Below are 26,542 nucleotides of genomic sequence, written 5' to 3'. Positions count from 1 at the left end.
TATCATTTTTATAATACCACTATCATAATACATATATTTTATATATAAAACGAACCTTGTTAAACTTAGTGGGTGTTAATATTGAAAGGTAACAAACGAATGGGAGGGAAACGTTTGATGAAAACACACACGCTATGGTCCAAAAACTTTATCTTAATTGTTGTTGCTAATTTATTTGTCTATCAGGGATTTCAAATGTTGATCCCAACATTGCCGGTTTATATCAAAAATCTTGGCGGAAGTGATCTGCAAGCCGGATTGGTCGTCAGTCTATTTGCTTTATCGGCATTGGTTTTTAGGTCGATCACCGGAAAAGGTGCTGACTCAATTGGCAGAAAGCCATTTTTATTGATCGGATTTTTCATACTGATTTTATTTAACGTTAGCTTTTTTGCGTTTTCCATTGTAGCGATGCTTCCGCTTTTACGTTTATTCCAAGGCGTAGGGTGGGGAATGACGTCGACATCAATCGCTACGATTATGTCGGATAACGTTCCGGATGCCCGGCGCGGAGAAGGGACAGGCTATTATGCATTATCCGTTATTCTTGCAACATCCATTGCGCCGATTATTGGCATTGCGGTGTTGAATCATTATGATTTTAATATGATATTGATTTTAACAACGGTATTTATGATCATCGGATTTTTGTTCACCCAAGGCATTTCGATTCCAAAACTGGATAAGCTGGACAAGCAGGCAAACAAACAAAAAGAATCCTTCTGGAAAAGTCTTTTCGAAAAGCAAGCACTGCTTCCATCACTGCTTTGTTTACTGTTAGCCATTCCGTTCGGTGGTTTAATGAGTTTTATTGCCATCTTCGGTGAAGAAGTAGGAATTGAAAATAGTTGGATTTATTTCGTCGGGCATTGTTTAATGATTTTAATATCCCGACCATTTATTGGTAAGTTATTTGACAGCAGAGGTCCTGCTATTGTTGTATTTCCAGGAGCCATTTTAATGCTTATAGGATTACTGCTTTTATCATATACAACGACCGTGCCTATGCTGATTCTGACGTCTGTTTTTTACGGGTTAAGTTTTGGGGCGGTTCAGCCATCACTGCAGGCGTGGGCTATTGATCGATCGAACTCAGACCGGAAAGGAGCCGCAAACGGTACCTTTTTATCCTTTATGGATTTAGGAGTGGCATTAGGATCGCTAGTGCTAAGTTCTATTGCTGCTGCAACCAGTTATGCGATGATGTATCGAATGTCTTCCATTTGCATGGTAATTTTTATCATCGTTTATGGTGTTTATTTATTGAAAAGTCGAAACAAGAAGCACGCCGACGTTTACGCTCAAACGGCGTATCATTAATTAAAAAAAGCAGGTGAAGATGAATGTTTTGTGAAAGAATAGTACTCGCCTATGATGGTTCCGATGTAGCTAAAAGAGCTTTGGAAAAGACAGTGGCGATTGCTGAAACAAATGTATCGATTAAAGTTGATGTGTTATATACAATCGAACTGCCGCAAACACCCTACGTGATAGAAGATGTATTTGAGGATATGCAACAGTCGATGCATGAATATGGCAATGCGGTTCTTTCTGAAGCAAAAGAAAAAATGGCGACACTTCCCAATTACGTGGACTTTTACGCCGTGGAAGGGAAAGCATCTCAATCCATTTTAGAACATGCCGATGATCAAGCGTGTGATTTAATTGTGATTGGCAGCAGAGGACTGACAGGTATTAAAGAGTTTCTCGGAAGCGTTAGTCATTACGTCGTTCATCATTCGCACGTTCCGGTATTGGTTGTTCGATGATAGGTATCGTTTTTGAAAAAGAACCATCCTGCAATAGTCTGTCCACTATGCAGGATGGTTCTAAATGTGAACCGTTTCTCGTAGGTGTTAAGCTTTTGTCCGATAAGCCACATTATGATTTTTTAGTGTTTCGTCTTGCCCGAACAAGAAGTGTTTCTCCATATCCGGTGAGTATTTGGAGTTGATTGTGTTCACACCAACGGCTTCAGCTACAGCACGTAACATTGCCGGTGATGCTCCACAGCACAGGCCAATATAGTTCAAACCGATATCTTTTGCCTGTTTGGCCCATTCGGCCAGTTCATAACGGTTATGGTATAAAGGATCAAGTGCCGTCGGGAATGTTGTTTCTAACGGCAGATGACAGCTACATCCCCCATCAGGCAAGTTGAAGAATGTCGGGTGTTCTTCTGATGTCCGATACGGGATTGGCAAGCCGGCAACATATCCGCCCACATTTTCGCGGATCTTTTCCAAATATGGCTGCATCGTATTCGGACCGCGGAAACAATTCATACCAACGACAAGCGCTCCTTTTTCTGAAAGCAGACGAGAGCCCTCTTCTACTGTATAACCGTCCCGTAAAATGTTTTCGCCCATCATCGCGAATGTAATAACAGCCGGTAAATCCTGTTTCTGAATTTCTTCAAGTGCAATGAGTGCCTCTTCGTAATAGTAGAATGTTTCGCCGTTAATAAAATCGACGCCTTCTTCCTTGCACCATGAAATCATTTCAGCAAACATGTTTCGCACAGTATCTTTGGAGGCGGGGTCTTCCGGATCAAAAATATTGGTATTGGATATATTGCCGGCAACCAGCGCTTCTTCTGTTGGGTGCTCTTTGGCCACCTCTTTTGCTAAACGAATGGCATTACGGTTCAGCGGTTCCAGCTGATCTTCTTTGCCGATAATCCGCATTTTTTCACGATGGGCATTGTATGTAAATGCCAAAACGACATCGGAACCGGCATTCATATAGTCCCGGTAGGTTTGTTTTAAAACATCCGGATGTTCCAAGGCCACCTCTGGCACAAAGGAACCGGCCTGTAAATATCCTCTTCGTTCCAATTCAAATAAATACCCTTCCCCGACAATAACGGTTCCTTCGTATAATCGTTGTTCCAAACTGCGCTTCATGCGTATTCCTCCCTCTGTTTTCATATAAAAAGCCTCTTCTTAAAGTAAGAAGAGGCTAAATATACAATGTTTGGCGTCTCTTCTTATCTTCAGCATGTAGCATCTGGAATTGGCACAGTACTTTGACAAGTCCGCTGCCGAGGCTTCCAAGGGCCAGTCCCTCCACCTCTCTGGATAAGAAAATTGAAATATTTTATAATGTGATATGAATCATACACTTGATTTAAAGTGAAAGTCAAGGGTACAAAAGAAAATGGACACGTTATACGATTTACAAAATAGTCTTTGTGCATCTTAACGTGACGTAAACATAAAAATCTTGCTTATGTTTGTCAGAGTGGCACTGTTTTTAATCGAAGTGCATTTAAAACAACAGAAACCGAGCTTAAGGCCATTGCTGCTCCGGCCAACCAAGGAGCCAGCACACCAATCATAGCAAAAGGTATCATGATAACGTTGTATAGAAACGCCCAAAATAGGTTTTGCTTTATATTCCGCATTGTTTTTTTACTAATCAGGATGGCATCAACCAATCGATTTAAATCGCCTTTGATAATCGTGACATCTCCGGATTCAATTGCAATATCTGATCCCGTCCCAATTACTGCTCCGACATCGGCAACAGCAAGGGAAGGGGCATCATTAATGCCATCACCTGCCATCAGAACCGTACTTCCGTTTTGCTGTAATTGCTTGATGACATCAGCTTTATCGTGTGGAGATGCCTCTGCTTGATAATTATTTATGCCCGCTTTTTTTGCAATAACCCTACTTGCATTTGTATTATCACCTGTCAGCATAGAGATATCGAATCCTAACTGTTTTAAACGGGAAATAGCGTCTGCAGAAGATGTTTTCATATCATCAGCAACGGCAATGATTCCAGCAAAACGTGAATGGATAAATGCAATCATAGCTGTTTTTCCTTCTGCCTCCAACTGTGTCATCAGTTGATATGCTTTTTGCGGGAGGGGGTAGTTGTTTTTTATAAAGTATTTGGCTTTAGCAATCGTTACTTGTTTTCCGTGTACATACGCCTGTACACCATAACCTGGGAGAGAAACCACTTGAGATGCTTGAGGAATCGCATGCATTTTCGTTTTCGCTTTATTGACAATTGCTTTTGCTACAGGATGCTCGATATTGTTTTCGACCGCGGCGATTGTTTCCAGAAATGCATTTTCACTGAAATGCTCAACGTAAATGTCTGTTATGTGAGGGGACCCTTTTGTAAGTGTCCCTGTTTTATCTAAAATTAAGGTTTTGCAGTTACCTAATAATTCTAAATGTTTCCCTTCCTTAAATAGAATCCCTAACTGCGCAGCCCGTCCGCTTCCAATCATAATGGATGTTGGTGTGGCTAAACCGAGGGCACATGGACACGCTACGATTAAAACAGCAATGACTTTTTCCAGTGCTTCGTTAAACGACATCTCCAGAAAATTTGTATACCATGCCGCTAATGGAATACATGCGATAACGATAACGATAGGTACGAAAACGCCTGTGATTTTATCGGCTATGTGCTGTATAGGCGCTTTGGAAGCTTGTGCCTCCTCTACAACATCAATAATTTGCGATAAAACCGTTTCTGAATCTCGCTTCGTCACCTCTATGGTTAGTAGACCATTTTGATTAACAGTTCCTGCATACACTGATTTCCCAGAGTTTTTTTCCACTGGTATACTTTCACCGGTTAAAAGAGATTCATCCATCATGGAATTTCCTTTAATCACTTGTCCGTCAATTGGAACCTTTTCGCCGGGCCTAACGATAAGAATCTCTCCTGGTAATATTTGGTTAACAGGCATGTTACATTCTTGGCCATCTTTATATATTATTGCTGTTTTGGTTTGCAATTGATAAAGCTTTTTGACAGCCTCAGTCGTTCGCAATTTCGTTTTTGCTTCCAATAACTTACCTAATAAAATAAATGTTATAATAAAGGCGCTCGTTTCAAAATATAACGTCGGATGTCCTGGGGGTAGTGCAGAATATGACACAAACGTGATATAGTGACTGTAAAAGAAAGCCGCTGATGTACTTAATACGACTAAAACATCCATGTTGGCGCTACCGCTTTTTATTGCCTTCCAGGCCCTTTCATAGAATGGAAAGCCGATTATGAACTGAATGGGAATTGTAATGACAAGCTGAAAAAACGGGTTGGTCAATATTGTGGGGACATACATAAAGGAAGCCCAGTTAAAATGCGCAAACATGGCCCAAGCTAAAGGAAAAGTTAGTAATGCCGAAACAATAAACTTCAACCGAAGAATTTTGATCTCCTTTTGTTTTTGATGATTAGACTCGTCATTACTTTTAACGATTTCTTTAGCTTCAAAGCCAATTTTATTAATCCTACTGATGATAGCTGACATGCTTGTCCGATTTGTGTTAAATGTAACACGTCCCTTTTCAGTTGTTAAATTAACGTTTATTTCGGTGACCCCATCTATCTTAGAGACGACTTTTTCAATTCTGGCAGCACACGCAGCACAGTGCATCCCTGTGATATCCAAGTAATTGGTTTCCTCCACCCATATCACCCACCTTTTTATACACTATGCTGTATTTTATTTTAAATAGAATACATTTAGAACATATAAAAAGCAGTCTAACTGAGTAGACTGCAAAAACGTGGATCGTGTCTGTTATGAGCTTGGAATGGAAGCTCTGAATTTATCCCGTAACTTAAATGTCACCATCAATCCCGCCTTGTGCAACCCTAGCATAACGATTCCCGCCATCAATTGATCAAACTTTGTGTTAAAGGGAGGAGGAAGTAAACTGAAGGAACCGGCTTGCGAGGGAGAACAGTATGGGGCTGTGGTTTGACTAAGAGACGTATTATTTCCAATATCAATGACAGCCATAAAAATTAGCAGTAAACATGCTGGCATTAAAATGATTCCGCTTAAAAACGCATAACGTTTCATGTCGCTTCTGCAAAGTCGCTGATTAGAGTCGGGTGCTGCAATGGGCCACCACATCCCAAAAGATAATAGGAATAAAACGAATATATAGCCACTTTGCATTTGTGCACTTTTGGAGAGAATCATTAATACAAATGGTAGGTGGTACATAAAGAATAATGCGGCAAACGCATAAAGCGCTATTTTAGGGGCGAAAAATAGTTTGCTAATCCTGTTCAATTTAAGAATTTGAAACACATGGTTAAACAGTTGATCGGGGATACCTAACAAAAAAACAGGCGGGATTAGAAAATAAAGAATGCTCATTTGTATCATGTGTAAACTTAATGAGAGGTGACTAATATCGGCCAAAGGGCTGCCAGCTGTGACGTATAATAAGCCTAAACCAAAAAGAAAAAAAAGTGGCTCTATGTGAATCAATTTTAGTTGCGTATAGCGTTTGATCAGAAAAGCATATAAAACGGCTATACAACAAAGGAAAGCTAATAAGGGATACCCCCATTCCAATTGACCGCCTACCAATAATTGAATGTATTCAATCAAATAAAAATTACCTCCTCTTTAAACGTTTCTAAATTTATATAGTATGTTAAGGGACCCCATTTTATAACATTTAAATAAAAATACTTTCAGAAGTATATTCACGGCCTGTTCACAGAATATTCATTGATAAACAAGGAACCTATTATTATAATAATGTTAAATATTGTTTTGATTTGTTATTAATTAAACGTATTTGTTTAGCGGAGGAGAAAACCTGTGTACGAATACAGGTATCCAGGATGGAAAGTAGGATAATCGGTGAATTGCCACCACTAATAACAGTATAGATAACAACATAATTAGAAGGGAAGGAACAACATGCTGCCAGTTGAAAGACAAAATCGAATCAAAGACCTAATTAAGAAAAAAGCCAACATGAAGATTTCTGAATTAAGTACGGAGCTGGGTGTTTCTGAAATGACCATTCATCGGGATCTTAAGCCTTTAATCGAAGAAGGCATTATTATTAAGACGTTCGGAGGTATTATGCTTGCCAAGGAAGATCCAATTGAATTCACACGTTCAGATGAATGTGTATTTTGCAGTCGCAGTATAAATGAAAGGTTGGCTTATCGACTTATTCTTTCTGAAAGCAAAATCGAGATGACGTGTTGTGCACATTGTGGACTTTTGCGGCACCGGCTATTGGGAGATAACGTCATCCAGGCAATCAGTCAAGATTTCTTAAGACAAACAACTATAAGCGCACCATTAGCCTGGTATGTAATGGACACGTCGATTCATATAGGGTGTTGTCAGCCGCAAGTGTTGGTTTTTGAATGGCAGGAGCATGCTGAAAAATTTGTTCAAGGGTTTGGTGGAAAGGTCTATCAATTTCATGAAGCAATGGAAGCGGTCTTTGAAAAAATGAATGGAAACAACCATAACTGTAACGAAACGTGATGAGAATGAGAAAGATAGAAACTAAAATGAAATCGTTTAGGAGGCGGGTGAGATTGAAACAAGTACTATTACTTGCAACGTTTCTGTTACTAATCGTCATAGGCTCGGCATGCAGCAGTGAAAAAACAATCTCCGACAAGCTGGACTGGGATGTTCAAAAGTTTGAAGCGACAGACCAGAAAGGGGGTGCTCTATCATTAGCTGATCTTAAGGGTAAAGTCTGGATTGCGGATTTCATCTTTACGAGCTGTACTTCAGTGTGTCCACCAATGACGGCCAACATGGCGAAACTCCAGAAAAGATTGAAAGAAGCGAATGCTTCGGTTGACATTGTTTCATTTAGTGTTGATCCGGAACGTGATACACAAAGTATACGGAAAAAATATATTTCAGCACGCGGAGGGGATTTATCAAACTGGTCTTTTTTGGGTGGCTACGATTTTGATTATGTGAAAGACCTTTCCGAATCGTCGTTCAAGTCTGCCGTTGAAAAGCCACCGGAAGGATCAGACCAATTCACACATGGAACACGATTTTTCTTGGTGAATCAGCAAGGCACCATTGTTAAACAGTATGACGGCTATTCGGATGTACCTTATGACAAAATAGTCGACCATGTGAAAATACTAAATTCGAAAGGGGGAGAATAACCAATGAAAAAATTATTCGTATTAATCATTGTATTGTCACTTACGTTTCTGGCAGCTTGCGGCAGTCCTAATGATGAGAACGCAAGTAATTCTAAAAATGATCAAGGAGCAGAACAGTCTTTAAAACCATTAGAAGTAGAATTTTTAACAGAAGCAGATGCCTTCCAGCCTGGAAAAGAAGGAACAATCAAAACGCAGGTAACAAAAGGCGACGAAAACGTTGCTGACGCAGAAGACGTCCAATTTGAAATTTGGAAAGGCGACAATCAGGATGAATCGGCAAAGTTTAAACCCGAAAACAAAGGGGAAGGTGTTTATGCCTTAAAACACACCTTTAATGAAAAAGGAATTTATAAGGTGATTGCACACACAACAGCCCGGGGCAGTCACACCATGCCGATACAGGAATTTAAGGTAGGAAACGTTGAAAAAACCGATCCTAAAAATGATCACCACGATGTAGATGTGATGGCTATGTTAATGAAGCCAGATACGATTCAAGCAAACGAGGAAGTCACGCTGATCGCGCATTTGCAAAAAGGTAACAAGCCTTTCACCAGTGCCTCAGTGAAGTTGGAATACTGGAAAAGTGGTCAGGAAAAACATAACTTTATAGAAACCGAAGAAAGTGAAAAAGGAAAATACCAAGCAAACGTAACTTTTGACGATCCAGGAAATTATACAGTAAAAGTGCATTTCAAAAAAGAGGAGATACACTCCCATAAAGAAGAAACAGTTGACGTTCAGCAGTAGTTATACGGCTCAAAGGAACGGTCACTTTTGTGATGGTTCCTTTTTTTATTATGAATCAAACCAATTGGTGATTTTGTACGTTATATAAATGTAAGCATATCTATAATATAGGGGGATTGGTTGGAAATGAACTGGAGACTATTCTTTGCGCGTAATTTGAAGTTCGGCCGAAAGCTTACACGTCTGCATCACATCAACGCTATTCTTTTTCTAGTTTTGACGGTAACTGGATTTGTATTGTTTTCTTCGTATTACCGTTCAACCTTCCCCGGGTCGCGTGTGCTTGTAAAAGACTTTCATGTTTGGATTGGTATCCTCAGTACGCTCCCTGTTTTATTTTACATACCAAAAATGACGAAGCATCTGAAAACATTACGGAAAAGGAAAAATCACCGAATGAATTTGTACGCTGTTCTTAGTGTATTGGCTTCATTGATCGTTTCTGGATTGTTGTTAACGTACCATCGGCAGATTCCGCCGCAGCTCAGCTCTTTCGCTTTAATCATTCATGACCTTGCTACATGGTTGGGTGTCCCATATGTTATCTACCACAGTGTAACCAGAAGTCAATGGTTTAAAAATCTTGGTAAACAACGGCAAACAAAACCGCAAAGTGAACCAATGCTGATTGACCGCGAAAATCCTATTTTAAAACGCCGTTCTTTTCTCAGGGTGCTGACGGGAGGTATATTGGCGGCTGTCTTTCTTCCGTTGTTTGGTAACTGGCTGCAACCCTATTTACCGACAATGGCTGGCTCCTCCTCACCCAAACCGGATCGCAATAAATTCGACCCATTACCAGAGCCGAAAAATCCCGAACCGATTGGCGGAGAACGAAAAGGACAATTTCGCAATTACACCGTTACAGAAGTCCCGACGTTCACCGACGAAAATTGGGGCTTTACCATTGATGGACTGGTGAAAAAGCAACAAAAATATAATTGGCAGGAATTTTTAGAGTTGGAGCGGCGTGTTCAAGTAAGCGACTTTCATTGTGTGACTGGCTGGAGTGTTTATAACGTTACGTGGGAAGGGATTCCACTAAAAAAAATCTTACAGGACTCCGGAATTGATCCCAAAGCAAACTATGTGAAGTTTTACTCGGGAGATGGGGTTTATACCGATTCGTTAACAATAAGCCAGGCCATGCAAGATGATATGATTGTCGCGGTTTTAATGGATGGGGAATTAATACCACAACAAAATGGTGGTCCTGTTAGATTAATTACTCCAAAAATGTATGGCTATAAATCGGTTAAGTGGCTAACCCGTATTGAACTGATTGAAAATGAACATATTGGTTATTGGGAGAAGCGCGGTTATAAGAAGAACGCTTGGGTGACGTCATAATACGTAAAATCAGATATCCCCATATTCTATAATTTTTTAAAATAAATTCATTAACAGGCAAACCGTTATTGGGTTTCATACGTTACCTAAGATGAAAACATTAATTGACTGAGGGAGGGACGACAATGAAAAAATGGATACTTTTTTTAAGTATTCTGGCAACCATCTTTTTATTGGCAGCGTGTGGTAACGGATCAAACGAAGAATCACAGGACGACAACAACGATAGTTCAAACAGTGAGGAAACGAGTGGAGATGCAGATGACGGAGCGAAAAGCCTGCAATTAATGGAAAACGATAAGGTGGGCAACTATTTAGCTGATTCAGAGGGCATGACGCTTTATTACTTTACAAAAGATGAAGAAGGAACAAGCAATTGCAGTGGCAAGTGCTTGGAAAACTGGCCCGCATTCACCGCACAAGATTTCGACGTGCCGGAAGGGTTTAACAAAGATAATTTTAGTACGATAACCCGTGAAGATACTGAAGACAAACAAGTGACGTATAAGGGCTATCCGCTTTATTATTTTGTGAAGGATAAGGCAAAAGGTGATGTAAACGGACAGGGCAAGAAAGATGTCTGGTATACCGTGAACAGTGAAACAACCTTCGATAAGGCTGAGGGCGAAAACGCCAGTAGTGAATCAGCTTCCTTACAGATTATGGAAAACGATAAGGTGGGCAACTATTTAGCTGATTCAGAGGGCATGACGCTTTATTACTTTACAAAAGATGAAGAAGGAACAAGCAATTGCAGTGGCAAGTGCTTGGAAAACTGGCCAGCATTCACCACACAAGATTTCGACGTGCCAGAAGGGTTTAACAAAGATAATTTTAGTACGATAACCCGTGAAGATACTGAAGACAAACAAGTGACGTATAAGGGCTATCCGCTTTATTATTTTGTGAAGGATAAGGCAAAAGGCGATGTGAACGGACAGGGTAAGAAAGATGTCTGGTATACCGTAAACAGCGAAACAGCATTTAAGTAAAGGACGGCTTAGAGGAACGATCACCTTATGTGATGGTTCCTTTTCTTCTTCCTAGCTTGTATAATGAGAAAATAACGAAAACATTATAGCAATGCGAATGGAGAGGAGCGCCTGGTCGTTGTGAAAGAGAAAACGGATGCTGAACTGATTAACTTAGTAAATCAAAAATACCGTCCTGCATTGGAAGAGATTTATGAACGATACATAAAACTAATCTATAGTTACGTATATAAATTTAGTAATGGAAACGAAGAAGCCGCCAAAGAGATAGTGCAACTAACTTTCCTAAGACTTTGGACGACGAAAAGTAGTTATGATCCCTCCAAAGGCAAGTTTATTAATTGGTTACTGACAATAGTAAGAAGTGTATGCATTGATCATATCAGGAAAGAGAAAAAGCATGCACTTCCGAATCATCACTATGATACGGATCGAACGCTGGATATGGCTGACCCGGAAGATCAACTAGAAGAAATGCTGCAAGATACGGAAATTTCCAAAGCCAAAAACAGATTATCTGCTACACAAAGAAGATTAATTAATCTGTTATATTGGCAAGGATATTCACTCACAGAAATAGCAGAGATGGAAAACGCACCGGTGGGAACCATTAAAAGCAGGCTGCATCAGTCGCTAAAACAATTAAAGAAACACCTGGAACTGGAGGGGTCATAAATGGAAAGGGAATGTGAAAACCTACTTTCATATATGGCAGGTACACTTAATGAAATAGATAAAGAGAGATTTGAAGCACACTTGAAGCAGTGTGAAGCATGCATGAAGGAATACGAAGAACTTAGCGATTCGTGGGAAGCATTGCAATTCGATTTTGAGGAACAGGAAGTACCGGAAACGCTAAAAGCAGAAGTCTTTGATTTTGTATTTGGTGAGGAGCAAAAAGAGGAGAAAACTACCATAAAAGACAGATTAAAAGTATGGGGTGTTTCGCTGAAGAAACAATTCACTCCTCTATCAGCAAGCCTGGTTATTATTCTGTTCGCCATTACATCTGTATTGACTTATACAAATGTTCAATCAGCAAATGAACAGCCAACCACACCTAATCAACCAGCTGAAATTATGGATTCATTAAATTTGACGTCGGCCAATGGACAGATGAGTAATGCAGGCGGTTATGCGTACATTGTTCAAGAGGAAAAAACAAAAAAACTGGTTGTTCATGTGAATGGATTGCCAAAGTTAAAAGGTTCGCAAATTTATCAGGTTTGGCTGCTAAAAGATGGGGAACGCTTGAATGCTGGTATTTTTAATACGAATGAATCAGGCTCAGGCGTTTTAACGTACGCTTTATCGGAAAAAGAGGTGTTTGACCAAATCGGCATCACTGTGGAACCAGATCGGGATAACACTGAGCCTGAAGGAAAGAAAGTTGTCGGTTCGTGAAAGGCGAAGACTCATGCGCTTTTATGTTTAGCCGGTAATCCAAATCCTTTGATTAACAATATCAACAGGGAACATACAGGGAAGAACAGCTGAAGAGTGTTTCGTTTAAAATGCAGTGTGATGCGATGCGCACTGCATTTTTCCTTTTATCAAGGTCTGGATTCTGTTTCCCAGAAAATAAGCGCTCCTATTGCCGATGAGTTACTGAACAAAGCGGAATTTCCCAGCAAAAGGCACTCATAGGGTCGATGAGTTACCGAATAAAGCGAAAATTACCTGCAATAAGCACTCATACCACTGTTGAATTACCTACCAAATCTAAACTAACTTGGAAAGGGTCCTTCATAGCACTAAGGAGTTACCGTACAAAAAGGGACTTCCTTAAATATAGTTGACATTTGATTTGATTCTACATAACATGAACACATGCTGATATATGCATCTAATAGGTATATACTTTGGAATAGGAAACGAAAAGGGAGGGTATTTTATGGAAGAAAGCAAAAAAGGTACAAACGCTGACATAAACGCAGACTTAGATGAAGAGACGCTGTTTGTTGTTTCCCAAACCTTTAAAGCGCTTGGTGATCCGACAAGAATTCGAATTCTCCATTTACTTTTTCATAATGAATATGCCGTCAATGGAATTGCAGAGAAACTGAACCTTAGACAATCCACTGTTTCCCATCAGTTGCGGTTCTTGAAAAATTTACGATTAGTTAAACACCGCAGGGAAGGCACCACGTTGTATTATTCGCATGACGATGAGCATGTGATGGATATGTTAAAACAAACAATAGACCATGCTTGTCATAGTTAATATGTGACAATAAACGAAAAAAGAAATCATTTGTTTCTTCAATATGAGTATATGAGCATACACAACCAGAAACAAATGCGTTGAGGAGGTAACAAAATGGGACACGATCACGACCACGACCACTCCCATCATGCCAATAAGAAAGCGTTAATGATAAGTTTTATTATTATTACGGGTTATATGGTGATCGAAGCGATAGGAGGATTTATTACCAATAGTCTCGCTTTGTTATCGGATGCCGGTCATATGTTAAGCGATTCCGTATCACTGGGTGTTGGTCTTTTAGCCTTTACGGTAGGGGAAAAAGTAGCTGATTACAGTAAAACATATGGCTACAAACGATTTGAAATATTGGCAGCCGTGTTTAATGGCGTGACCCTTGTGCTCATTTCGCTATACATTTTTTATGAGGCTTACAAACGCTTTTTAAATCCGCCTGAAGTCGCCTCGACCGGAATGTTAGTGATCGGGTTTATTGGATTATTGGTCAATATTGTTGTCGCATGGATGCTGCATCGAGGCGATACAGAAGAAAACTTGAATTTAAGAGCAGCCTTCCTGCATGTTTTAGGTGATTTGCTCGGTTCAGTCGGGGCCATTACCGCTGCCTTATTAATTATGTTCTTTAACTGGGGATTTGCTGACCCGCTAGCCAGTGTTATTGTCGCAATTCTTGTATTAATAAGTGGTTGGCGAGTGACGAAAGAAGCGGTACATGTGCTGATGGAAGGAACTCCGAAAAATGTGGACTTGGACGATATTATCCATACGGTGGAAAATACAAATGGCATCAGAAGCATCCATGATTTGCACGTCTGGTCCATTACAAGCGGGGAAAATGCACTTTCCTGTCATGCCGTCGTCGATGGTGATTTGTCCATCCAGGAAAGTCAAAAACTATTACAAACGATTGAACATGATTTGGAACATAAAGGCATCGGCCATGTAACCATTCAGATGGAGAACCAAGAACATCCCCATGATGACTCGCTAATGTGTCAGAATGATCAAAACGCATCCGCTCACGACCATGACCATTAGCATTGAATAAATCAAAAAAGGTAAGCATGCCTGTAATGATGTGCTTAACTTTTTCTTATTACGACGTACGACGTTCGCTGTCTTCTCGGTTATTTCTCAAAAACATATAGAACGATGCACTGAAAATAACGATGTATCCAATGACACTCCAAATATCTGGAATCTGTCCGAATAGGAAAATGCTGATAAGCGCCGAATACACGACCGTTGAGTAGAAGAAAATCGAAATTTCCTTTGCCGGTGCATACTTGTAGGCAACCGTGATCCCGAATTGCCCCACCGTGGCAAAAATCCCCGCTGCGAGCAGATAAACCCACTGTTGCCAATGCATTGGTTCATAAAAAATGATGACAAACGGCAGCAATACCATGGTCGTGAAAAAAGAAAAATAAAATACAACGGTATAATATTGCTCCTTGTCGCCGAGTACCCTCAGGACCGTATACGCTCCTGCAGCGAAAACCGCTGAAAAGATCCCGGCAATATAAGGAATGGTTTGGAGGGAAAATTCCGGCTTAATAATGAAAAGCGTTCCAATAAAAGCTATCACGATTGCAACGGTTTGAAACAGTCGTGCACGTTCTTTTAAAAAAATGGCTGCAAAAACGATGGTTAAAAACGGGCTCATTTTATTCAACATGTCGGCATCGGATAAAACAAGATGATCGATGGCATAGAAATATAATACAATTCCGGCCGCGCCCAAGGACGAACGCAGCAGGAGATATGTTTGATTTTCCTTTTTGCCAAACAAGCGTTCCTTGTAGTGTAAAACAAACCCAAATGCAATCATCATTGAGACCGCGTTGCGGAACAACGTTTTTTGGACGGTTGGAATATCCCCGGAAAGTTTAACAAATGCTGCCATAAGGGAAAATCCAAATGCCGATACCAATAATAATATGATGCCTTTATTCCGGTTGTTCATATGATCCTCCCATTACGTCTTTTGTTGTGTCATCTCTTATCATAGTCCGTTGTTGTGTGCTATAGTTTGTTGGTGATGTTCCTGGTTGACAAGAAACGGAACGATCATTGGCACAGTGATAATAATGATGACAAGCCTTGATACTTGTATCGCAGCAACAATACTGGCATCGAGATCCAAAAGCGCTGCTACTGAAGCCATTTGCGCCGCACCAGCTGGAACAATAGCAAGCAAACTTGTTGTGAAATCCAATGGTGTCATCAAATAAAAAATAAAGGTTGTGATAAAAGTCAATACAAAAAAGGCCGTCAATATTCCCAAACTGGTCCAGCCGATACGTTTAAATTCTGCTACGGACTCCCGGTCAAAACGAGCACCGATAATGACCCCCAGCATAGCCATTCCTCCGCCAACCATGACGTCAGGCATTGAAGGTAATGGAACAGCGAAAGAATGGACTAAAAACCCGAGCATGATAGAATAGATAAACGAAGCAACCGGTATTTTCCATTTAATCGCGAGTGCTAGTGCTGTCATAACAATCAACGTATATGCTACAAGGGCCCCCCACATGGGTATGGTGTTCCCTTCTGTTGCTTCCAGGCCGCTGTTCTTGACCACCTGTGTATCTAGCAGAGGTGAAATATACCCGGCGATAATGGGGATAGTAGTCACCAGCATCATGATCCGAACACTTTGAAAGGCAGCAACAATACTCAGTTTTGCTTTGTACTCTCTGCTCAGGGCAATCATAACGGACGCTCCTGCTGGTAAACAGCAAAACAAGGCGGTTATCGCATCAAGGTTGGAGAACCGATGCAGAAATTTAGCCAAAAAAAAGCAAGCAACAAAAAGTGTCACAAGGCTTACAAGCTGTGGCAACAAAAAGCCGGCCACGTCCTTAAACATGTCAATCTTGATGGATAAACTGATACTGACGCCGATAATGGCAAGGGCTGTGTCAAAGAGAAGCGGCGGAAACGTTATGTCAGCTATGAAAAGACGGTAAATAGCTCCGACAGCAATGGCTCCTAATAGCCAACCAGCAGGTACGTGTAAAAGTTCGAACAGATAGCCATTTAAAAAGCCGACCAAGATTACTACAACGTTTTGCATAAAAAATCACCTTGTTGTCTGATATACGTTCAATGACTGAGCAGATAATACGAAAAAGTATAGCACATAACCATGGTACTGGACGAATAATTAATTGCCAAGAAAGAAGGTCACGCCCTGCTGGTTGAAAAGAAACAAATTCAAAAGCTGTTTCATATAATCATAAAAAAGAGGTGATAAATATGTTGGAAAAAGATGAACGTATGTTTGCGATGCTGATCTATTTGATCAGTATATTCTTCCCCGTTCTTGGTCCATTACTGATTTGGTTGTTTAAACGCGATGAATCCGATTTTGTTGATTATCATGGAAAAGAATATTTTAATTTCTTAATATCGTTTACGGTTTATTCCATCATTAGCGGTATTCTGGTTCTATTAGTAATTGGCTTTATATTACTACCTATTATAATCATTTTAGCATTTGTATTTACCATCATCGCATTACTTAAAGCTAATAATGGTGTTCGCTACCGCATACCACTTGTGTTTCGGATTATTAAATGAAGCAAAAGAGCATTTTTAAGCGTTCACTTGCAGCTGTGCTAATACGTATTATTCATCATCTATGCATGTTTCGTTTCAATTCTATGTATAGGAAGTCCCCGGCCATTGAATGCTGCCGGGGAAGGCTACTTGTTTTTTAATAGCCACCACGGGTGAATTCCGGCCTTCTAACATTTAAACGCTTCATCTTATTACGTTGTGCCGCTTGGGTCATCGTGATCCGATCGGAAGGCTGACAGATCTTTATTATGTCGCAGCAGGTCGATGAATATTTGCAGGGCCTTCGTTTGGAACGGGGAAGTTGTAATAATGGAAAATTGTCTCCGGAAAGGCAATCCTGATACTGGAACAACGGTCAGATCATCATGTTGCAGTTCTTTTTGGATAGCCCATTGGGATAATAAACTGATTCCTAACCCAGCTTCAACAGCTTCCTTGATCGGCTGGGTACTGCCAATGTTCATAATCTTGTCGGGTGCAATGTCATTTTGTTGAAATACACTATCTGCTGCCTCTCTAGTTCCGGATCCATATTCTCGAAGTACCCACGTTGTTTTTTCCAGATCTTTCATTGATATGACATCATTCCTCACCATCAACGGATGATTCGGTGCCGCAACAACAACCATATCATCCTCTGCAAATGGTTCTATCTGCATGTGCTCTTCATCTTTTAAGTGCCCCTCGACAATGCCTACATCCAGTTGATGCCGCTTGACTGCATCAGCTATTTCAGTTGTGTTGCCAATGATAACGGTAGGGCTTATATTCGGGTATGCCTCGTTCAATTTCGCAATAATATGCGGGAGCACGTATTCGCCAAACGTATAGCTTGCCCCAATTGAGAGTGGCCCGCTGGCTTTGTTAGTTAAATCATCTACTAAATTTTGCATTCTCGTGTACAATCCGATGATTTCTTTGGCATGATGATACACCATTTCCCCAGCTTTATTGAGCTGTACATATTTGCTTGTCCGCTCCAGCAGGCGTACTCCCATAGTCTCTTCAAAAAGTCGAATGTACTGACTCACCGCGGGTTGTGTCATATGCAATGTTTCTGCTGCTCTGGAAAAATTCTGCTTTTCTGCCACTGTGACAAAAACATGTAAATGTTGGTCCATATTATCTTCACCACAATTTATCATTTTCTTTCGTTTATTATATCATGTTTTATAACTAATAAGCATAAAATGCATGACCAGGATTTATCGGTTAACGAATTAAGGGGTAGATATTTAAAATATTGTCGGATTTTGAAAAAGATTGTTCCATTTGTTGTCGATTTCTTTTATAATATATTTAAAAGGAAAATGGGAGACTGATAGAAAATGAAGCGAATTTACCTCGGGATATCAGTTTTTGTTCTTCTTCTCCTGCTCATTGTTGCGATTATACCGCTTTCCTCCAAGGCAACGGACAGTGAAAAAACATTACAAGCAAACCCGAACACCGAAAGACAGACGACCGTAACCTCTATAGACACGGAAAAGAAAATGCAGCGTTTCACCTATGATGCCGGTTTGGACTTTACATATCCTGATGCAGTCAGAGGTGTTTATGTCACTGGTCCATCAGCAGGCGGGCAGCGATTTGATACTCTCCTGAATTTGGTTGAGAATTCAAAGCTGAATGCTATGGTGATTGATATTAAAGAGGATCATGGCAATTTGACCATCAGTGTCCCGGATGATTCGCCTTATAAGGATATAGCCACTAACTATATAGATGAACCCAGAAAAATGCTTGAAGTGCTGGAGGAAAAAGGCATTTATCCGATTGCACGAATCGTTGTTTTTAAAGATTCTGTTCTGGCCGAAAAGCGGCCGGATCTATCATTCACTGAAAACGGACACGTATGGACGAATAATAAAGGAGACTCATTTGTTAATCCCTTTCAAAAAGAAGTATGGGAATATAACCTTGGCATAGCCAAAAAAGCGGCCGAACTTGGGTTTCAGGAAATTCAGTTTGATTATGTCCGTTTTCCCGAAGGTTTTGAACACTATGATGATGAACTGAATTACAACAAAGGCGATTACAAAAACGAAAATTTAAGTAATGAGAAACGCCGAGTGAAAGCTGTTACCGATTTTGTCCAGTATGCCCAAAAGGAGCTGGATTATTACGACATTGATGTCGCTGTCGATATTTTTGGTTATACGGCGACAGTTAAGCGTGCTCCTGGAATCGGACAAAATTTCCCTAAGATAGCCAGCAATGTGGATGTTATCTCTTCCATGATTTACCCGAGTCACTGGACATCTTACTTTGGCATTGACTTCCCTGACAAGGAACCTTACAAGACCGTCGCAGAATATGCTAAAGTTGAAAACGATATGCTCGATGAATTGGATAATCCGCCGACATCACGGCCATGGTTGCAGGATTTTGAGGCGCCGTGGCTGTACAGCGGTGCACCAACGCAGTACGGGAAAGCAGAAGTGGAAGCACAGATTAAAGCGTTGAATGAAAAAGGCATCAATGAATTTCTGATTTGGAATGCCGGCAACGTATACACGGAAAATGTGGATTATACACCACTCGATTGATATCGTTGGTTCATTTGCATGCAGGTAGTGGTCCATCAACAACTTCCGGAAAGGCCAAAATCAGTAAAAACCAGATATCTTTGAATAAATGCTGGTTTTTCCATTCATACTAATATTATATCACGTTTATCACGCATTAAAGGGCTGTTGTAATCCCCGCCTTAGCTCATTAATAAGGTGACATGAACGTTCGCTTTTATTGGGTGGGGGACAGCGACAACATTTTTCATCCATTTTCATTCTTGTGACGTTTAATGAAAAAATGTTCAGGGTATATAATAATGGCTATTAACGTGGTTCAATGCGAACATTTTGTGAACACATGAATAATTTTTACCAACTTTTTTAATATAGCCTCTACCTTTTGATTGACAATTGTAGTATAATTTTATATATAGACAATTTAAACTTATTTTAATGTAATAATAAGTTGGTAACAGTTCATGAAATGACTATATACTTATGAGAATGAGGAGTGAAGTTACATGGTAACACTTTATACCTCACCCAGCTGTACATCTTGCAGAAAAGCTAAAGCATGGCTGGAAGAGCATGATATACCATTTGAAGAGCGCAATATCTTTTCGGAACCATTAACACTTGATGAAATTAAGGAAGTACTTCGCATGACAGAAGACGGCACCGATGAGATTATATCAACACGCTCAAAAGTATTTCAAAAACTGGATGTTCATATAGATCAATTGCCTATGAAAGACTTATTTCGGTTGATTCAGCAGAATCCTGGATTGCTGCGCCGGCCGATTATTTTGGATAAGAAACGACTGCAGGTTGGCTATAATGAAGATGAAATCCGTCGCTTTTTGCCGAGAACAGTCAGAACCTTCCAATTGCGTGAAGCTCAGCGTCTCGTCAACTAATTATGCTGGTTTCCATTATAAACATCAAAAACGTAGATCCTTTTATCAACTGAGATCTGCGTTTTTCCTATATAAAAGCCTGTATACCACCTATTATGTTGTCTAAATCGATTTTTGAAAAATGGGATGGTCCATTTTTCTTTGAACTAGTGACAACAGAAGAAAAATGGGTTAAAATTAGAAATTAACCATTAAAATAGGCAAATAAATTTTCAAGAATTCCAAGTTCGTAATATAATAAAATTACAAGTCCTTGAATGGTTATGAATATGCTTTACAGGGAAATTATAAACAGACATAAAAATGCTGTCTCTTCCACCATTTGGATTTGACTTTAAGAGTCCGGATTCTTTATATGAAGGGGGAGAAAAAGGATGGAAATAGAACGGATTAATGAGAATACGGTGAAATTTTATATTTCATACGTTGATATGGAGGATCGCGGATTCCAACGTGAGGAAATCTGGTATAATCGTGAACGAGGCGAACAGCTATTTTGGCAAATGATGGAAGAACTTAATTATAAAGAAGACTTTACAGTTGATGGCCCATTATGGATTCAGGTTCAGGCATTGGAAAAAGGATTGGAGATTGTTGTGACAAAAGCACAAATCTCCAATGATGGTGAAAATATTGAGCTCCCAACGGAAAATGGTAAGACTGTCGATATCTCGGTTGATGAAAGCCTTGATGACATGGTTGACGACAAATTCGAATCGGATAAACAAGCAAACACAGTAAAAGATGAGAATGACGATGGCATGTTATCGCTGATTGTTCGTTTTACCGATTTTGAAGATATCATTCAACTGAGCCATTACCTTGATACCAGTGAAACAACATTAGAAAATACCTTATTCCATTACAATGATGCTTATTATCTGTATATTGGTTTTCCGGAAGAGGATGATGACAGGCAGGAAGACTTGCTTAGTCAGATTTTTGAATTCGGCAATGACTCGGATACAACCATTCATTTTCTTGAAGAATATGGAAAGCGAGTTATGCAGGAAAATGTGTTTGACCAAATCCGGACCTACTTCCCTGCAACGATTAGACGCTCTGAATAAGGGTGTCTTTTTTTTGGTTTTTAGACTATTTTTAGATCATTTGTACAGAAACAAAAGCGTAACCAGCACTGGTTACGCTTTTGTTTTGGGAAAAGAAGGTGCAATAAATCATTATGCATTCTGTTCATCCCGCAATGTAACTTAATTTAAGTTTTACTTTATGGTGACCATTGGTTATTCACGATCGCGACCAGCTTTCGTTTCCCATTATAGTTTTGAAATACAAGTGTTAGACTCCGCCAGTCCATTTCGGTGTCTGCTGACCCGTCATTGTAAAATTCAACCGTTTCTGCACTGGGGTACATGTCGAGAATCGTATTCCGTGTGTTTCCGCGCTGTTTGATTTCGTTGATGCTTATAGTATCAGCGGAATCAGGCGTGAACAGCTGCGGACGGACGTATTCCTCGATGTAATCATTGGGCGTCATTTCAATTGGGCTTCCCTTGCCAGCTTTTATCCCCCATGTATAGGTATCTTCCTGATCGAGCAAACCGGGAATATCGTGTTTGGGGATCGTGACGTCATCGGCAGAAACAGAAACGTGTGGTGAAAACCGCAGTCCTTTTTCAGGATGTACAAAAGACATGAGCTTGTTCATATTTTTTTGCATCAGCAAATCAATAATTCGGTAAGCTTGTTTCCGAGTAGATAATTGTTTGCCAGTTGCATATTTTTCCGTGAAAAAGACATCTGTAAACGCCTTCAGCTCACCATCGCCTGTCCGGTAATAGGTTCCATTAATGTTGATAGCTGCTTCATCGCCGAATTGGATATCGGCCATTTTGTCGCCCTCATTATCATAAAGTGTAATCGATTGTGACAATGCCTTACTTCTTGTATCTGTCTCCACCAGCTCTATTGATTCCGTTGCTTCGTGGAATGCTTGCAGGATTTGATTGCTGTCTGAAACGTAGTCATTTGTCCCATCTGTTCCGGCAATTTTGGCGATATCACCGCTGATGATTTCTGAAAAAGATTGCATAGTCATTCGCTGCTGGCTGTTGATGAATGTTATGGCCAGCAGAAAGACAATGAAGCAGGCTGCAGCAGTACCAGCAATGGCCGAGTATCTTCGGAATGTGCCTGGCTTTTTATCATTCATAATGGTTTGTTTGATTTCCTGATGTTTATCCTGGCTTACACTTGGCTTTGGCATGGACGAAAGATGATGATCCACCCAACTGTTATTTTGCTTTGTCATGGGTATCCCACCCCCTTAAGGTATTATTCAGTGCAATGCGGGCGCGGTGTTGGGTTAATCGGACCTTGTTTTCACTCCATTTAAGAATATCGGCCGTTTCATTAATGGACAATTCCTTAATGCCTCGTAATATAAGCACATCCTGATAATTGGCTTTAAGTGTCCGTATTGCCTGATAGATTATACGGTATTCTTCCTTCTCAGCAAATATGGATTGCGGTGATTGATTTGTCTCTGGTTCTTTAGTCTTCTCAAGCGGAATATGGTCTTTCCATTTCCGTGCTTTTTGCCTTCTTATTTCATCGATTGCTACATTTCGTGCAACACTGAACAGCCACGTCTTCGGGCCGGACTTTTTCTGATAGCTGTGAAATCGTTTCAATGCTTTAATGAACACTTCCTGGAGCAAGTCCTCGGCCTCATGGGGACCGACGCGGTAAATTAAAAAATGGTAAATATCATTGCCATATTCATCAAACCAAACAGCCACCGTCTGTCGTTCATCCATGTGCATCACCTCCAATAACCGCTGTTGATTAGACGAATGCATTTAAAAAATATTTCAATGTATCGTGACATAAAAAAGGAATTAATCCAATTTTGGCGAATAAATACCGTGGAGGTGATTTTTCGATGCTGCAAGCGAAAATAAAAGATGGAACGTTTGTGACATTAGCAACCAAGACGAGACAGGAAATATCGTTACTAAGAACGAGGGAGACATTTTTTTGCCCGGTATGCAGTCAGCCAGTTATTGCCAAAGCAGGGACAAAAGTTATTCCGCATTTTGCCCACGAAGCAAAAACAGACTGCCCATCACAGGAAGGCGGAGAAGGGTCCTACCATGAAAAGGGAAAATTGCTGCTGTATCAGTGGTTGAAAAAACAAGGGCTCGACGTCCGACTCGAATTTTATATTTCGGAAATAATGCAGCGACCGGATATACTGCTACAGCTGAACCATAGGATGATTGCGATAGAATATCAATGTGCCCGAATTCCAACGGAGCTCATTGCTGAACGAAGCCGCGGCTACTACCGAGCGGGAATCATACCTATTTGGATTTTAGGAGCCAATACGTTCCGCAGACATGGCCGACAACAATTAAAAGTGGACTCGTTCCACCTTCCATTCATTCATCAATTTTCTGCTGAATTTCCGCGCACGCTATATTTCTTCTGTCCGGAAACCCACCAAGTGCTATTTTTTCAAGATATTTATTTTACAACATTACGTACAATCACAGGTAACCTATCTATCCGCAAATTAGAGAAAATGATTTTCACGGATTTATTTCCTGTTTTCCGATTCACCCAACAAGAACTTTTTCATATTTGGCAGCAAAAAAAGCGAACATTTCGTCTGTATACGCCGGGGCGTTTGTACGGCAGGGAGATGGTATGGCAGCAATGGCTGTATACGAGACGCGCCAACAGGCAAACGCTTCCGTCACCGATTTATTTGCCGATATCTTCCCAGCACTTGATGAAAACACCACCTTGGGATTGGCAAAGTCGTCTTTTTTTAGATATCATCACACCACTTGAGGCTGGCTCAGCGTTTTCATATCAAATCTGCATTCATATGCTTCGCAACCATTTTCATGCACCGTCGTTATTTCCACTTATGCTTGAATCAGAAAATCCGATTCGTGAATACTTTTATCTGCTCGAAATTTTGCAGCTGATTCGTAAAACGTCTGCAGACCATTATATCAAACAGAATGAATGGTCTTTTTATGACCATATAGAGGAGGCGTTGGATGGTGATGCTCGTATGATTGAGCAGATTATGAAGCAAAATGGTGGCATGATTCATGGATGATTCGTCATACTAAAGAAATGGAAGGATTTTTTGGAAAGTATATTGAATAAGTGAAAAGAAAACGAATGACAGGAGGAATAAATAGTGGTCAAAACAGCAAAAGAACTGCCAAATCGAAATGAGATTCCGGAGGAGCGCAAATGGAAACTGGAAGATATTTTTAAAACGGATGACGACTGGGAAGAGGAACGGAAGGCACTTGAAAACGATCTGCCATCTATTACCGCCTATCAAGGCAGTATTGCCGATTCAGCACAGAATCTCTATGATGTTCTTGTGTTGCAGGATCAGCTGGCTGAGCGCCTTGGGAGATTGTTTACATATGCCCACATGCGCAATGACGAAGATACCACGAATTCGACGTATCAAGCGCTGAATGAAAAAGCAGAAAGCCTTCTGACTCAGGCATCCAGTTCGATGAGTTTTATCGTTCCGGAGATTCTAGCAATGGATGATGCTAAGGTGCAGGAATTTGTTAAGGAAAAAGACGAATTATCATTTTACAACAAGGTTCTGAATGACATTAGCCGTCAGCGCCCACACGTATTAAGCGAAAAGGAAGAAGCATTGTTAGCAGAAGCGTCTGAGCCGATGGGAAGCGCATCTAATACGTTCAGCATGCTGAATAATGCTGATTTGACGTTTCCAACGATAACGAATGAAGATGGGGAAGAAGTGGATTTGACACATGGCCGCTACATCGGATTTCTTCAGTCTAAAGACCGCAATGTACGTAAAGCCGCGTTCCAGGCGATGTATGAGACGTATGGCAAATTCATCAACACATTCGCCTCCACATTGACAGGAACCGTCAAAGCCGATAATTTTGAAGCTAAAGTACGAAATTACGATTCCGCGCGTCAAGCCGCACTGGACAGCAATCATATTCCAGAGCAGGTTTATGACAATCTGGTGGAAGCCGTCAACGAAAAATTGCCGCTCATGCATCGATATATCCGCCTCCGCAAACAAGTGCTCGGTCTGGATGAATTGCATATGTATGATATATACACACCACTAGTCAAAGATGCCGACATGCATATTCCATATGAAGAGGCACAAGAGCATGTGCTGGAAGCCTTGAAACCGTTAGGCGATGATTATGTCAATATCCTGAAAAAAGGGTTTTCAAGCCGCTGGATTGATGTGGAGGAGAATAAAGGCAAACGAAGCGGTGCTTATTCATCCGGTGCATATGGGACACATCCATACATTCTGCTTAACTGGCAAGATAAGCTGGAAGATTTGTTCACACTGTCTCATGAACTTGGCCATTCCTTGCACAGTTACTATACACACCAGTCACAGGCTTTCCGTTATGGAAATTACTCCATTTTTGTAGCTGAGGTAGCATCAACGACAAATGAAGCGTTGTTGAACGACTATTTGCTGAACCAAGTGGACGATGAAAAGCAGAAGTTGTATTTGCTAAATCATTTTCTGGAGGGGTTCCGTGGCACGGTGTTCCGCCAGACGATGTTCGCCGAATTTGAACATGATATTCATAAACGGGCGCAAAACGGGGAAGCGTTGACAGCCGATAAACTGACGGAGATTTATTATAACCTGAACAAGAAATACTTTGGCGATGATATTGTTTGCGATGAAGAAATCGGTAAGGAATGGGCCAGGATCCCGCATTTTTACATGAACTATTACGTTTATCAGTATGCGACCGGCTATTCCGCTGCGACAGCGCTTGCCAGCCGGATTCTTAGCGGGGAACAAGGTGCGGTTGAAGACTACCTGAACTTCCTGAAAGCCGGTAGCAGTGATTATCCGATTGACATTCTGAAAAAAGCTGGTGTTGATATGACATCGAAAGACCCGATTTTAGCGGCCTTTGATGTGTTTGAAGAAAAACTGAATGAAATGGAAGACCTTCTATTAAAATAAAACAGTTGAAAAACAGGCTGTCACTCTGAGTGGTGACAGCCTGTTTTGTGACGTATGTGCTTTTGTTCAACCACGGAATCTTCCGCGGTAGGCGTTCCGATGGGTAAAGAAATAAACTGTCAGATAGATGGATAAGAACAGTGCCGGTAATGTGACAAAAAGTGGTATCAGTTGCATAAGCCCGAATAAGTTTAGGAATGCAACGACTAAAGTTAGCAGTAAAAAGAAAAATGGGAGTATGTCCCGCATAGAATCACCTCTCCCTATATATG

General features: G+C 40.6%; 24 protein-coding genes, 2 pseudogenes and 1 riboswitch. Of the genes and pseudogenes, 18 read left to right on the top strand and 8 right to left on the bottom strand.

The window, feature by feature from the left end:
* Window positions 1–117: 117 nt before the first annotated feature.
* Both ABDZ72_RS03615 and ABDZ72_RS03610 read left to right on the top strand, forming a co-directional pair.
* Window positions 118–1,320, top strand: a complete 1,203-nt coding sequence (locus ABDZ72_RS03615; protein WP_343751254.1) for an MFS transporter — start codon at window positions 118–120, stop codon at window positions 1,318–1,320.
* A 23-nt stretch (window positions 1,321–1,343) separates the two neighbouring features.
* The gene (locus ABDZ72_RS03610; protein WP_343751218.1) at window positions 1,344–1,769 is read left to right on the top strand and encodes a universal stress protein; all 426 of its coding nucleotides are present in this window, start codon (window positions 1,344–1,346) and stop codon (window positions 1,767–1,769) included.
* Window positions 1,770–1,856: 87 nt separating this feature from the next.
* On the opposite strand, the gene ABDZ72_RS03605 is transcribed toward ABDZ72_RS03610, so the two are convergent.
* The 3 genes from ABDZ72_RS03605 to ABDZ72_RS03595 all read right to left on the bottom strand — a co-directional run bounded on the left by ABDZ72_RS03605 (window position 1,857) and on the right by ABDZ72_RS03595 (window position 6,385).
* Window positions 1,857–2,906 carry a homocysteine S-methyltransferase family protein gene (locus ABDZ72_RS03605; RefSeq protein WP_343751217.1) on the bottom strand — a complete coding sequence of 350 codons (1,050 nt, stop codon included), beginning with the start codon at window positions 2,904–2,906 and terminating at the stop codon, window positions 1,857–1,859.
* An 80-nt stretch (window positions 2,907–2,986) separates the two neighbouring features.
* Window positions 2,987–3,087: riboswitch (SAM riboswitch) on the bottom strand.
* A gap of 151 nt (window positions 3,088–3,238) precedes the next feature.
* Window positions 3,239–5,446, bottom strand: coding sequence for a heavy metal translocating P-type ATPase (locus ABDZ72_RS03600; protein WP_343751216.1), 2,208 nt, complete (start codon window positions 5,444–5,446; stop codon window positions 3,239–3,241).
* Window positions 5,447–5,560: 114 nt separating this feature from the next.
* Window positions 5,561–6,385 carry a cytochrome c oxidase assembly protein gene (locus ABDZ72_RS03595; RefSeq protein WP_343751214.1) on the bottom strand — a complete coding sequence of 275 codons (825 nt, stop codon included), beginning with the start codon at window positions 6,383–6,385 and terminating at the stop codon, window positions 5,561–5,563.
* A 318-nt stretch (window positions 6,386–6,703) separates the two neighbouring features.
* Between ABDZ72_RS03595 and ABDZ72_RS03590 the strand changes: the two genes are divergently transcribed.
* The 10 genes and pseudogenes from ABDZ72_RS03590 to ABDZ72_RS03550 all read left to right on the top strand — a co-directional run bounded on the left by ABDZ72_RS03590 (window position 6,704) and on the right by ABDZ72_RS03550 (window position 14,298).
* Complete coding sequence (locus ABDZ72_RS03590; protein WP_343751213.1) at window positions 6,704–7,288, top strand: DeoR family transcriptional regulator; 585 nt, start codon at window positions 6,704–6,706, stop codon at window positions 7,286–7,288.
* A 26-nt stretch (window positions 7,289–7,314) separates the two neighbouring features.
* Window positions 7,315–7,938, top strand: a complete 624-nt coding sequence (locus ABDZ72_RS03585; protein ID WP_343751212.1) for an SCO family protein — start codon at window positions 7,315–7,317, stop codon at window positions 7,936–7,938.
* A 3-nt stretch (window positions 7,939–7,941) separates the two neighbouring features.
* Window positions 7,942–8,691: a FixH family protein gene (locus tag ABDZ72_RS03580; RefSeq protein WP_343751211.1), complete on the top strand. Its 750-nt coding sequence runs from the start codon at window positions 7,942–7,944 to the stop codon at window positions 8,689–8,691.
* 126 nt (window positions 8,692–8,817) lie between these two features.
* On the top strand, window positions 8,818–10,041 hold the full coding sequence (locus ABDZ72_RS03575; protein ID WP_343751252.1) for a molybdopterin-dependent oxidoreductase: 1,224 nt from the start codon (window positions 8,818–8,820) through the stop codon (window positions 10,039–10,041).
* 125 nt (window positions 10,042–10,166) lie between these two features.
* Window positions 10,167–10,655 (top strand): annotated as a pseudogene (locus ABDZ72_RS14395) (hypothetical protein); the annotation flags it as partial.
* Between the two features lie 27 nt (window positions 10,656–10,682).
* Window positions 10,683–11,033: pseudogene (locus ABDZ72_RS14390) on the top strand (COG4315 family predicted lipoprotein); the annotation flags it as partial.
* Between the two features lie 120 nt (window positions 11,034–11,153).
* Window positions 11,154–11,708 (top strand): RNA polymerase sigma factor, encoded by a 555-nt coding sequence (locus tag ABDZ72_RS03565; protein WP_343751209.1) that lies wholly within the window; start codon window positions 11,154–11,156, stop codon window positions 11,706–11,708.
* Window positions 11,709–12,437, top strand: coding sequence for an anti-sigma factor domain-containing protein (locus tag ABDZ72_RS03560; protein ID WP_343751208.1), 729 nt, complete (start codon window positions 11,709–11,711; stop codon window positions 12,435–12,437).
* A 490-nt stretch (window positions 12,438–12,927) separates the two neighbouring features.
* Complete coding sequence (locus ABDZ72_RS03555) at window positions 12,928–13,257, top strand: ArsR/SmtB family transcription factor (protein ID WP_343751207.1); 330 nt, start codon at window positions 12,928–12,930, stop codon at window positions 13,255–13,257.
* A gap of 96 nt (window positions 13,258–13,353) precedes the next feature.
* Entirely contained in the window at window positions 13,354–14,298 is a 945-nt protein-coding gene (locus tag ABDZ72_RS03550) for a cation diffusion facilitator family transporter (protein WP_343751206.1), read from the top strand.
* A 58-nt stretch (window positions 14,299–14,356) separates the two neighbouring features.
* Here the strand turns inward: ABDZ72_RS03550 and ABDZ72_RS03545 are convergent, their stop codons facing one another.
* Together ABDZ72_RS03545 and ABDZ72_RS03540 are read right to left on the bottom strand one after the other, a co-directional pair.
* On the bottom strand, window positions 14,357–15,226 hold the full coding sequence (locus tag ABDZ72_RS03545; protein WP_343751205.1) for a DMT family transporter: 870 nt from the start codon (window positions 15,224–15,226) through the stop codon (window positions 14,357–14,359).
* Between the two features lie 39 nt (window positions 15,227–15,265).
* Entirely contained in the window at window positions 15,266–16,342 is a 1,077-nt protein-coding gene (locus ABDZ72_RS03540; protein WP_343751203.1) for an AbrB family transcriptional regulator, read from the bottom strand.
* Window positions 16,343–16,524: 182 nt separating this feature from the next.
* Between ABDZ72_RS03540 and ABDZ72_RS03535 the strand changes: the two genes are divergently transcribed.
* On the top strand, window positions 16,525–16,848 hold the full coding sequence (locus ABDZ72_RS03535) for a DUF4870 domain-containing protein (protein WP_343751201.1): 324 nt from the start codon (window positions 16,525–16,527) through the stop codon (window positions 16,846–16,848).
* A gap of 191 nt (window positions 16,849–17,039) precedes the next feature.
* Here the strand turns inward: ABDZ72_RS03535 and ABDZ72_RS03530 are convergent, their stop codons facing one another.
* Complete coding sequence (locus ABDZ72_RS03530) at window positions 17,040–17,969, bottom strand: LysR family transcriptional regulator (RefSeq protein WP_343751200.1); 930 nt, start codon at window positions 17,967–17,969, stop codon at window positions 17,040–17,042.
* A 207-nt stretch (window positions 17,970–18,176) separates the two neighbouring features.
* On the opposite strand from ABDZ72_RS03530, the gene ABDZ72_RS03525 reads away from it, so the two are divergent.
* The 3 genes from ABDZ72_RS03525 to mecA all read left to right on the top strand — a co-directional run bounded on the left by ABDZ72_RS03525 (window position 18,177) and on the right by mecA (window position 21,348).
* On the top strand, window positions 18,177–19,397 hold the full coding sequence (locus tag ABDZ72_RS03525) for a putative glycoside hydrolase (RefSeq protein ID WP_343751199.1): 1,221 nt from the start codon (window positions 18,177–18,179) through the stop codon (window positions 19,395–19,397).
* A gap of 485 nt (window positions 19,398–19,882) precedes the next feature.
* Complete coding sequence (gene spxA, locus ABDZ72_RS03520) at window positions 19,883–20,278, top strand: transcriptional regulator SpxA (protein WP_343751198.1); 396 nt, start codon at window positions 19,883–19,885, stop codon at window positions 20,276–20,278.
* Window positions 20,279–20,652: 374 nt separating this feature from the next.
* Entirely contained in the window at window positions 20,653–21,348 is a 696-nt protein-coding gene (gene mecA, locus ABDZ72_RS03515) for an adaptor protein MecA (RefSeq protein WP_343751197.1), read from the top strand.
* A gap of 158 nt (window positions 21,349–21,506) precedes the next feature.
* Here mecA and ABDZ72_RS03510 read toward each other — a convergent pair whose 3' ends face one another.
* The gene (locus ABDZ72_RS03510; RefSeq protein WP_343751195.1) at window positions 21,507–22,550 is read right to left on the bottom strand and encodes a hypothetical protein; all 1,044 of its coding nucleotides are present in this window, start codon (window positions 22,548–22,550) and stop codon (window positions 21,507–21,509) included.
* Window positions 22,534–23,058 carry an RNA polymerase sigma factor gene (locus ABDZ72_RS03505; protein WP_343751193.1) on the bottom strand — a complete coding sequence of 175 codons (525 nt, stop codon included), beginning with the start codon at window positions 23,056–23,058 and terminating at the stop codon, window positions 22,534–22,536. The genes ABDZ72_RS03510 and ABDZ72_RS03505 overlap by 17 nt, the downstream gene beginning before the upstream one ends.
* Before the next feature lie 125 nt (window positions 23,059–23,183).
* On the opposite strand from ABDZ72_RS03505, the gene ABDZ72_RS03500 reads away from it, so the two are divergent.
* Window positions 23,184–24,374 (top strand): competence protein CoiA, encoded by a 1,191-nt coding sequence (locus ABDZ72_RS03500; protein WP_343751191.1) that lies wholly within the window; start codon window positions 23,184–23,186, stop codon window positions 24,372–24,374.
* Between the two features lie 84 nt (window positions 24,375–24,458).
* A complete protein-coding gene (gene pepF / locus ABDZ72_RS03495) occupies window positions 24,459–26,270 on the top strand; it encodes an oligoendopeptidase F (RefSeq protein ID WP_343751189.1) in 1,812 nt (603 codons plus the stop codon).
* The last annotated feature ends 272 nt before the right edge of the window (window positions 26,271–26,542 follow it).

The sequence above is a fragment of the Lentibacillus halophilus genome (genome assembly GCF_039522485.1).
In the GTDB taxonomy this organism is placed as follows: domain Bacteria; phylum Bacillota; class Bacilli; order Bacillales; family Amphibacillaceae; genus Lentibacillus; species Lentibacillus halophilus.
The sequence above is the reverse complement of the archived record's forward strand: the minus strand, read 5'-3'. Positions and strand labels throughout refer to the sequence as shown.

Coding starts and splice junctions, on each gene's coding strand:
- ABDZ72_RS03560 (WP_343751208.1), top strand. CDS start 11,709: ATGGAAAGGGAATGTGAAAACCTACTTTCATATATGGCAGGTACACTT.
- ABDZ72_RS03505 (WP_343751193.1), bottom strand. CDS start 23,058: ATGGATGAACGACAGACGGTGGCTGTTTGGTTTGATGAATATGGCAAT.
- ABDZ72_RS03605 (WP_343751217.1), bottom strand. CDS start 2,906: ATGAAGCGCAGTTTGGAACAACGATTATACGAAGGAACCGTTATTGTC.
- ABDZ72_RS03550 (WP_343751206.1), top strand. CDS start 13,354: ATGGGACACGATCACGACCACGACCACTCCCATCATGCCAATAAGAAA.
- spxA (WP_343751198.1), top strand. CDS start 19,883: ATGGTAACACTTTATACCTCACCCAGCTGTACATCTTGCAGAAAAGCT.
- ABDZ72_RS03535 (WP_343751201.1), top strand. CDS start 16,525: ATGTTGGAAAAAGATGAACGTATGTTTGCGATGCTGATCTATTTGATC.
- ABDZ72_RS03585 (WP_343751212.1), top strand. CDS start 7,315: ATGAAATCGTTTAGGAGGCGGGTGAGATTGAAACAAGTACTATTACTT.
- mecA (WP_343751197.1), top strand. CDS start 20,653: ATGGAAATAGAACGGATTAATGAGAATACGGTGAAATTTTATATTTCA.
- ABDZ72_RS03575 (WP_343751252.1), top strand. CDS start 8,818: ATGAACTGGAGACTATTCTTTGCGCGTAATTTGAAGTTCGGCCGAAAG.
- ABDZ72_RS03525 (WP_343751199.1), top strand. CDS start 18,177: ATGAAGCGAATTTACCTCGGGATATCAGTTTTTGTTCTTCTTCTCCTG.
- ABDZ72_RS03545 (WP_343751205.1), bottom strand. CDS start 15,226: ATGAACAACCGGAATAAAGGCATCATATTATTATTGGTATCGGCATTT.
- ABDZ72_RS03590 (WP_343751213.1), top strand. CDS start 6,704: ATGCTGCCAGTTGAAAGACAAAATCGAATCAAAGACCTAATTAAGAAA.
- ABDZ72_RS03540 (WP_343751203.1), bottom strand. CDS start 16,342: ATGCAAAACGTTGTAGTAATCTTGGTCGGCTTTTTAAATGGCTATCTG.
- ABDZ72_RS03580 (WP_343751211.1), top strand. CDS start 7,942: ATGAAAAAATTATTCGTATTAATCATTGTATTGTCACTTACGTTTCTG.
- ABDZ72_RS03500 (WP_343751191.1), top strand. CDS start 23,184: ATGCTGCAAGCGAAAATAAAAGATGGAACGTTTGTGACATTAGCAACC.
- ABDZ72_RS03555 (WP_343751207.1), top strand. CDS start 12,928: ATGGAAGAAAGCAAAAAAGGTACAAACGCTGACATAAACGCAGACTTA.
- ABDZ72_RS03510 (WP_343751195.1), bottom strand. CDS start 22,550: ATGACAAAGCAAAATAACAGTTGGGTGGATCATCATCTTTCGTCCATG.
- ABDZ72_RS03615 (WP_343751254.1), top strand. CDS start 118: ATGAAAACACACACGCTATGGTCCAAAAACTTTATCTTAATTGTTGTT.
- ABDZ72_RS03610 (WP_343751218.1), top strand. CDS start 1,344: ATGTTTTGTGAAAGAATAGTACTCGCCTATGATGGTTCCGATGTAGCT.
- ABDZ72_RS03530 (WP_343751200.1), bottom strand. CDS start 17,969: ATGGACCAACATTTACATGTTTTTGTCACAGTGGCAGAAAAGCAGAAT.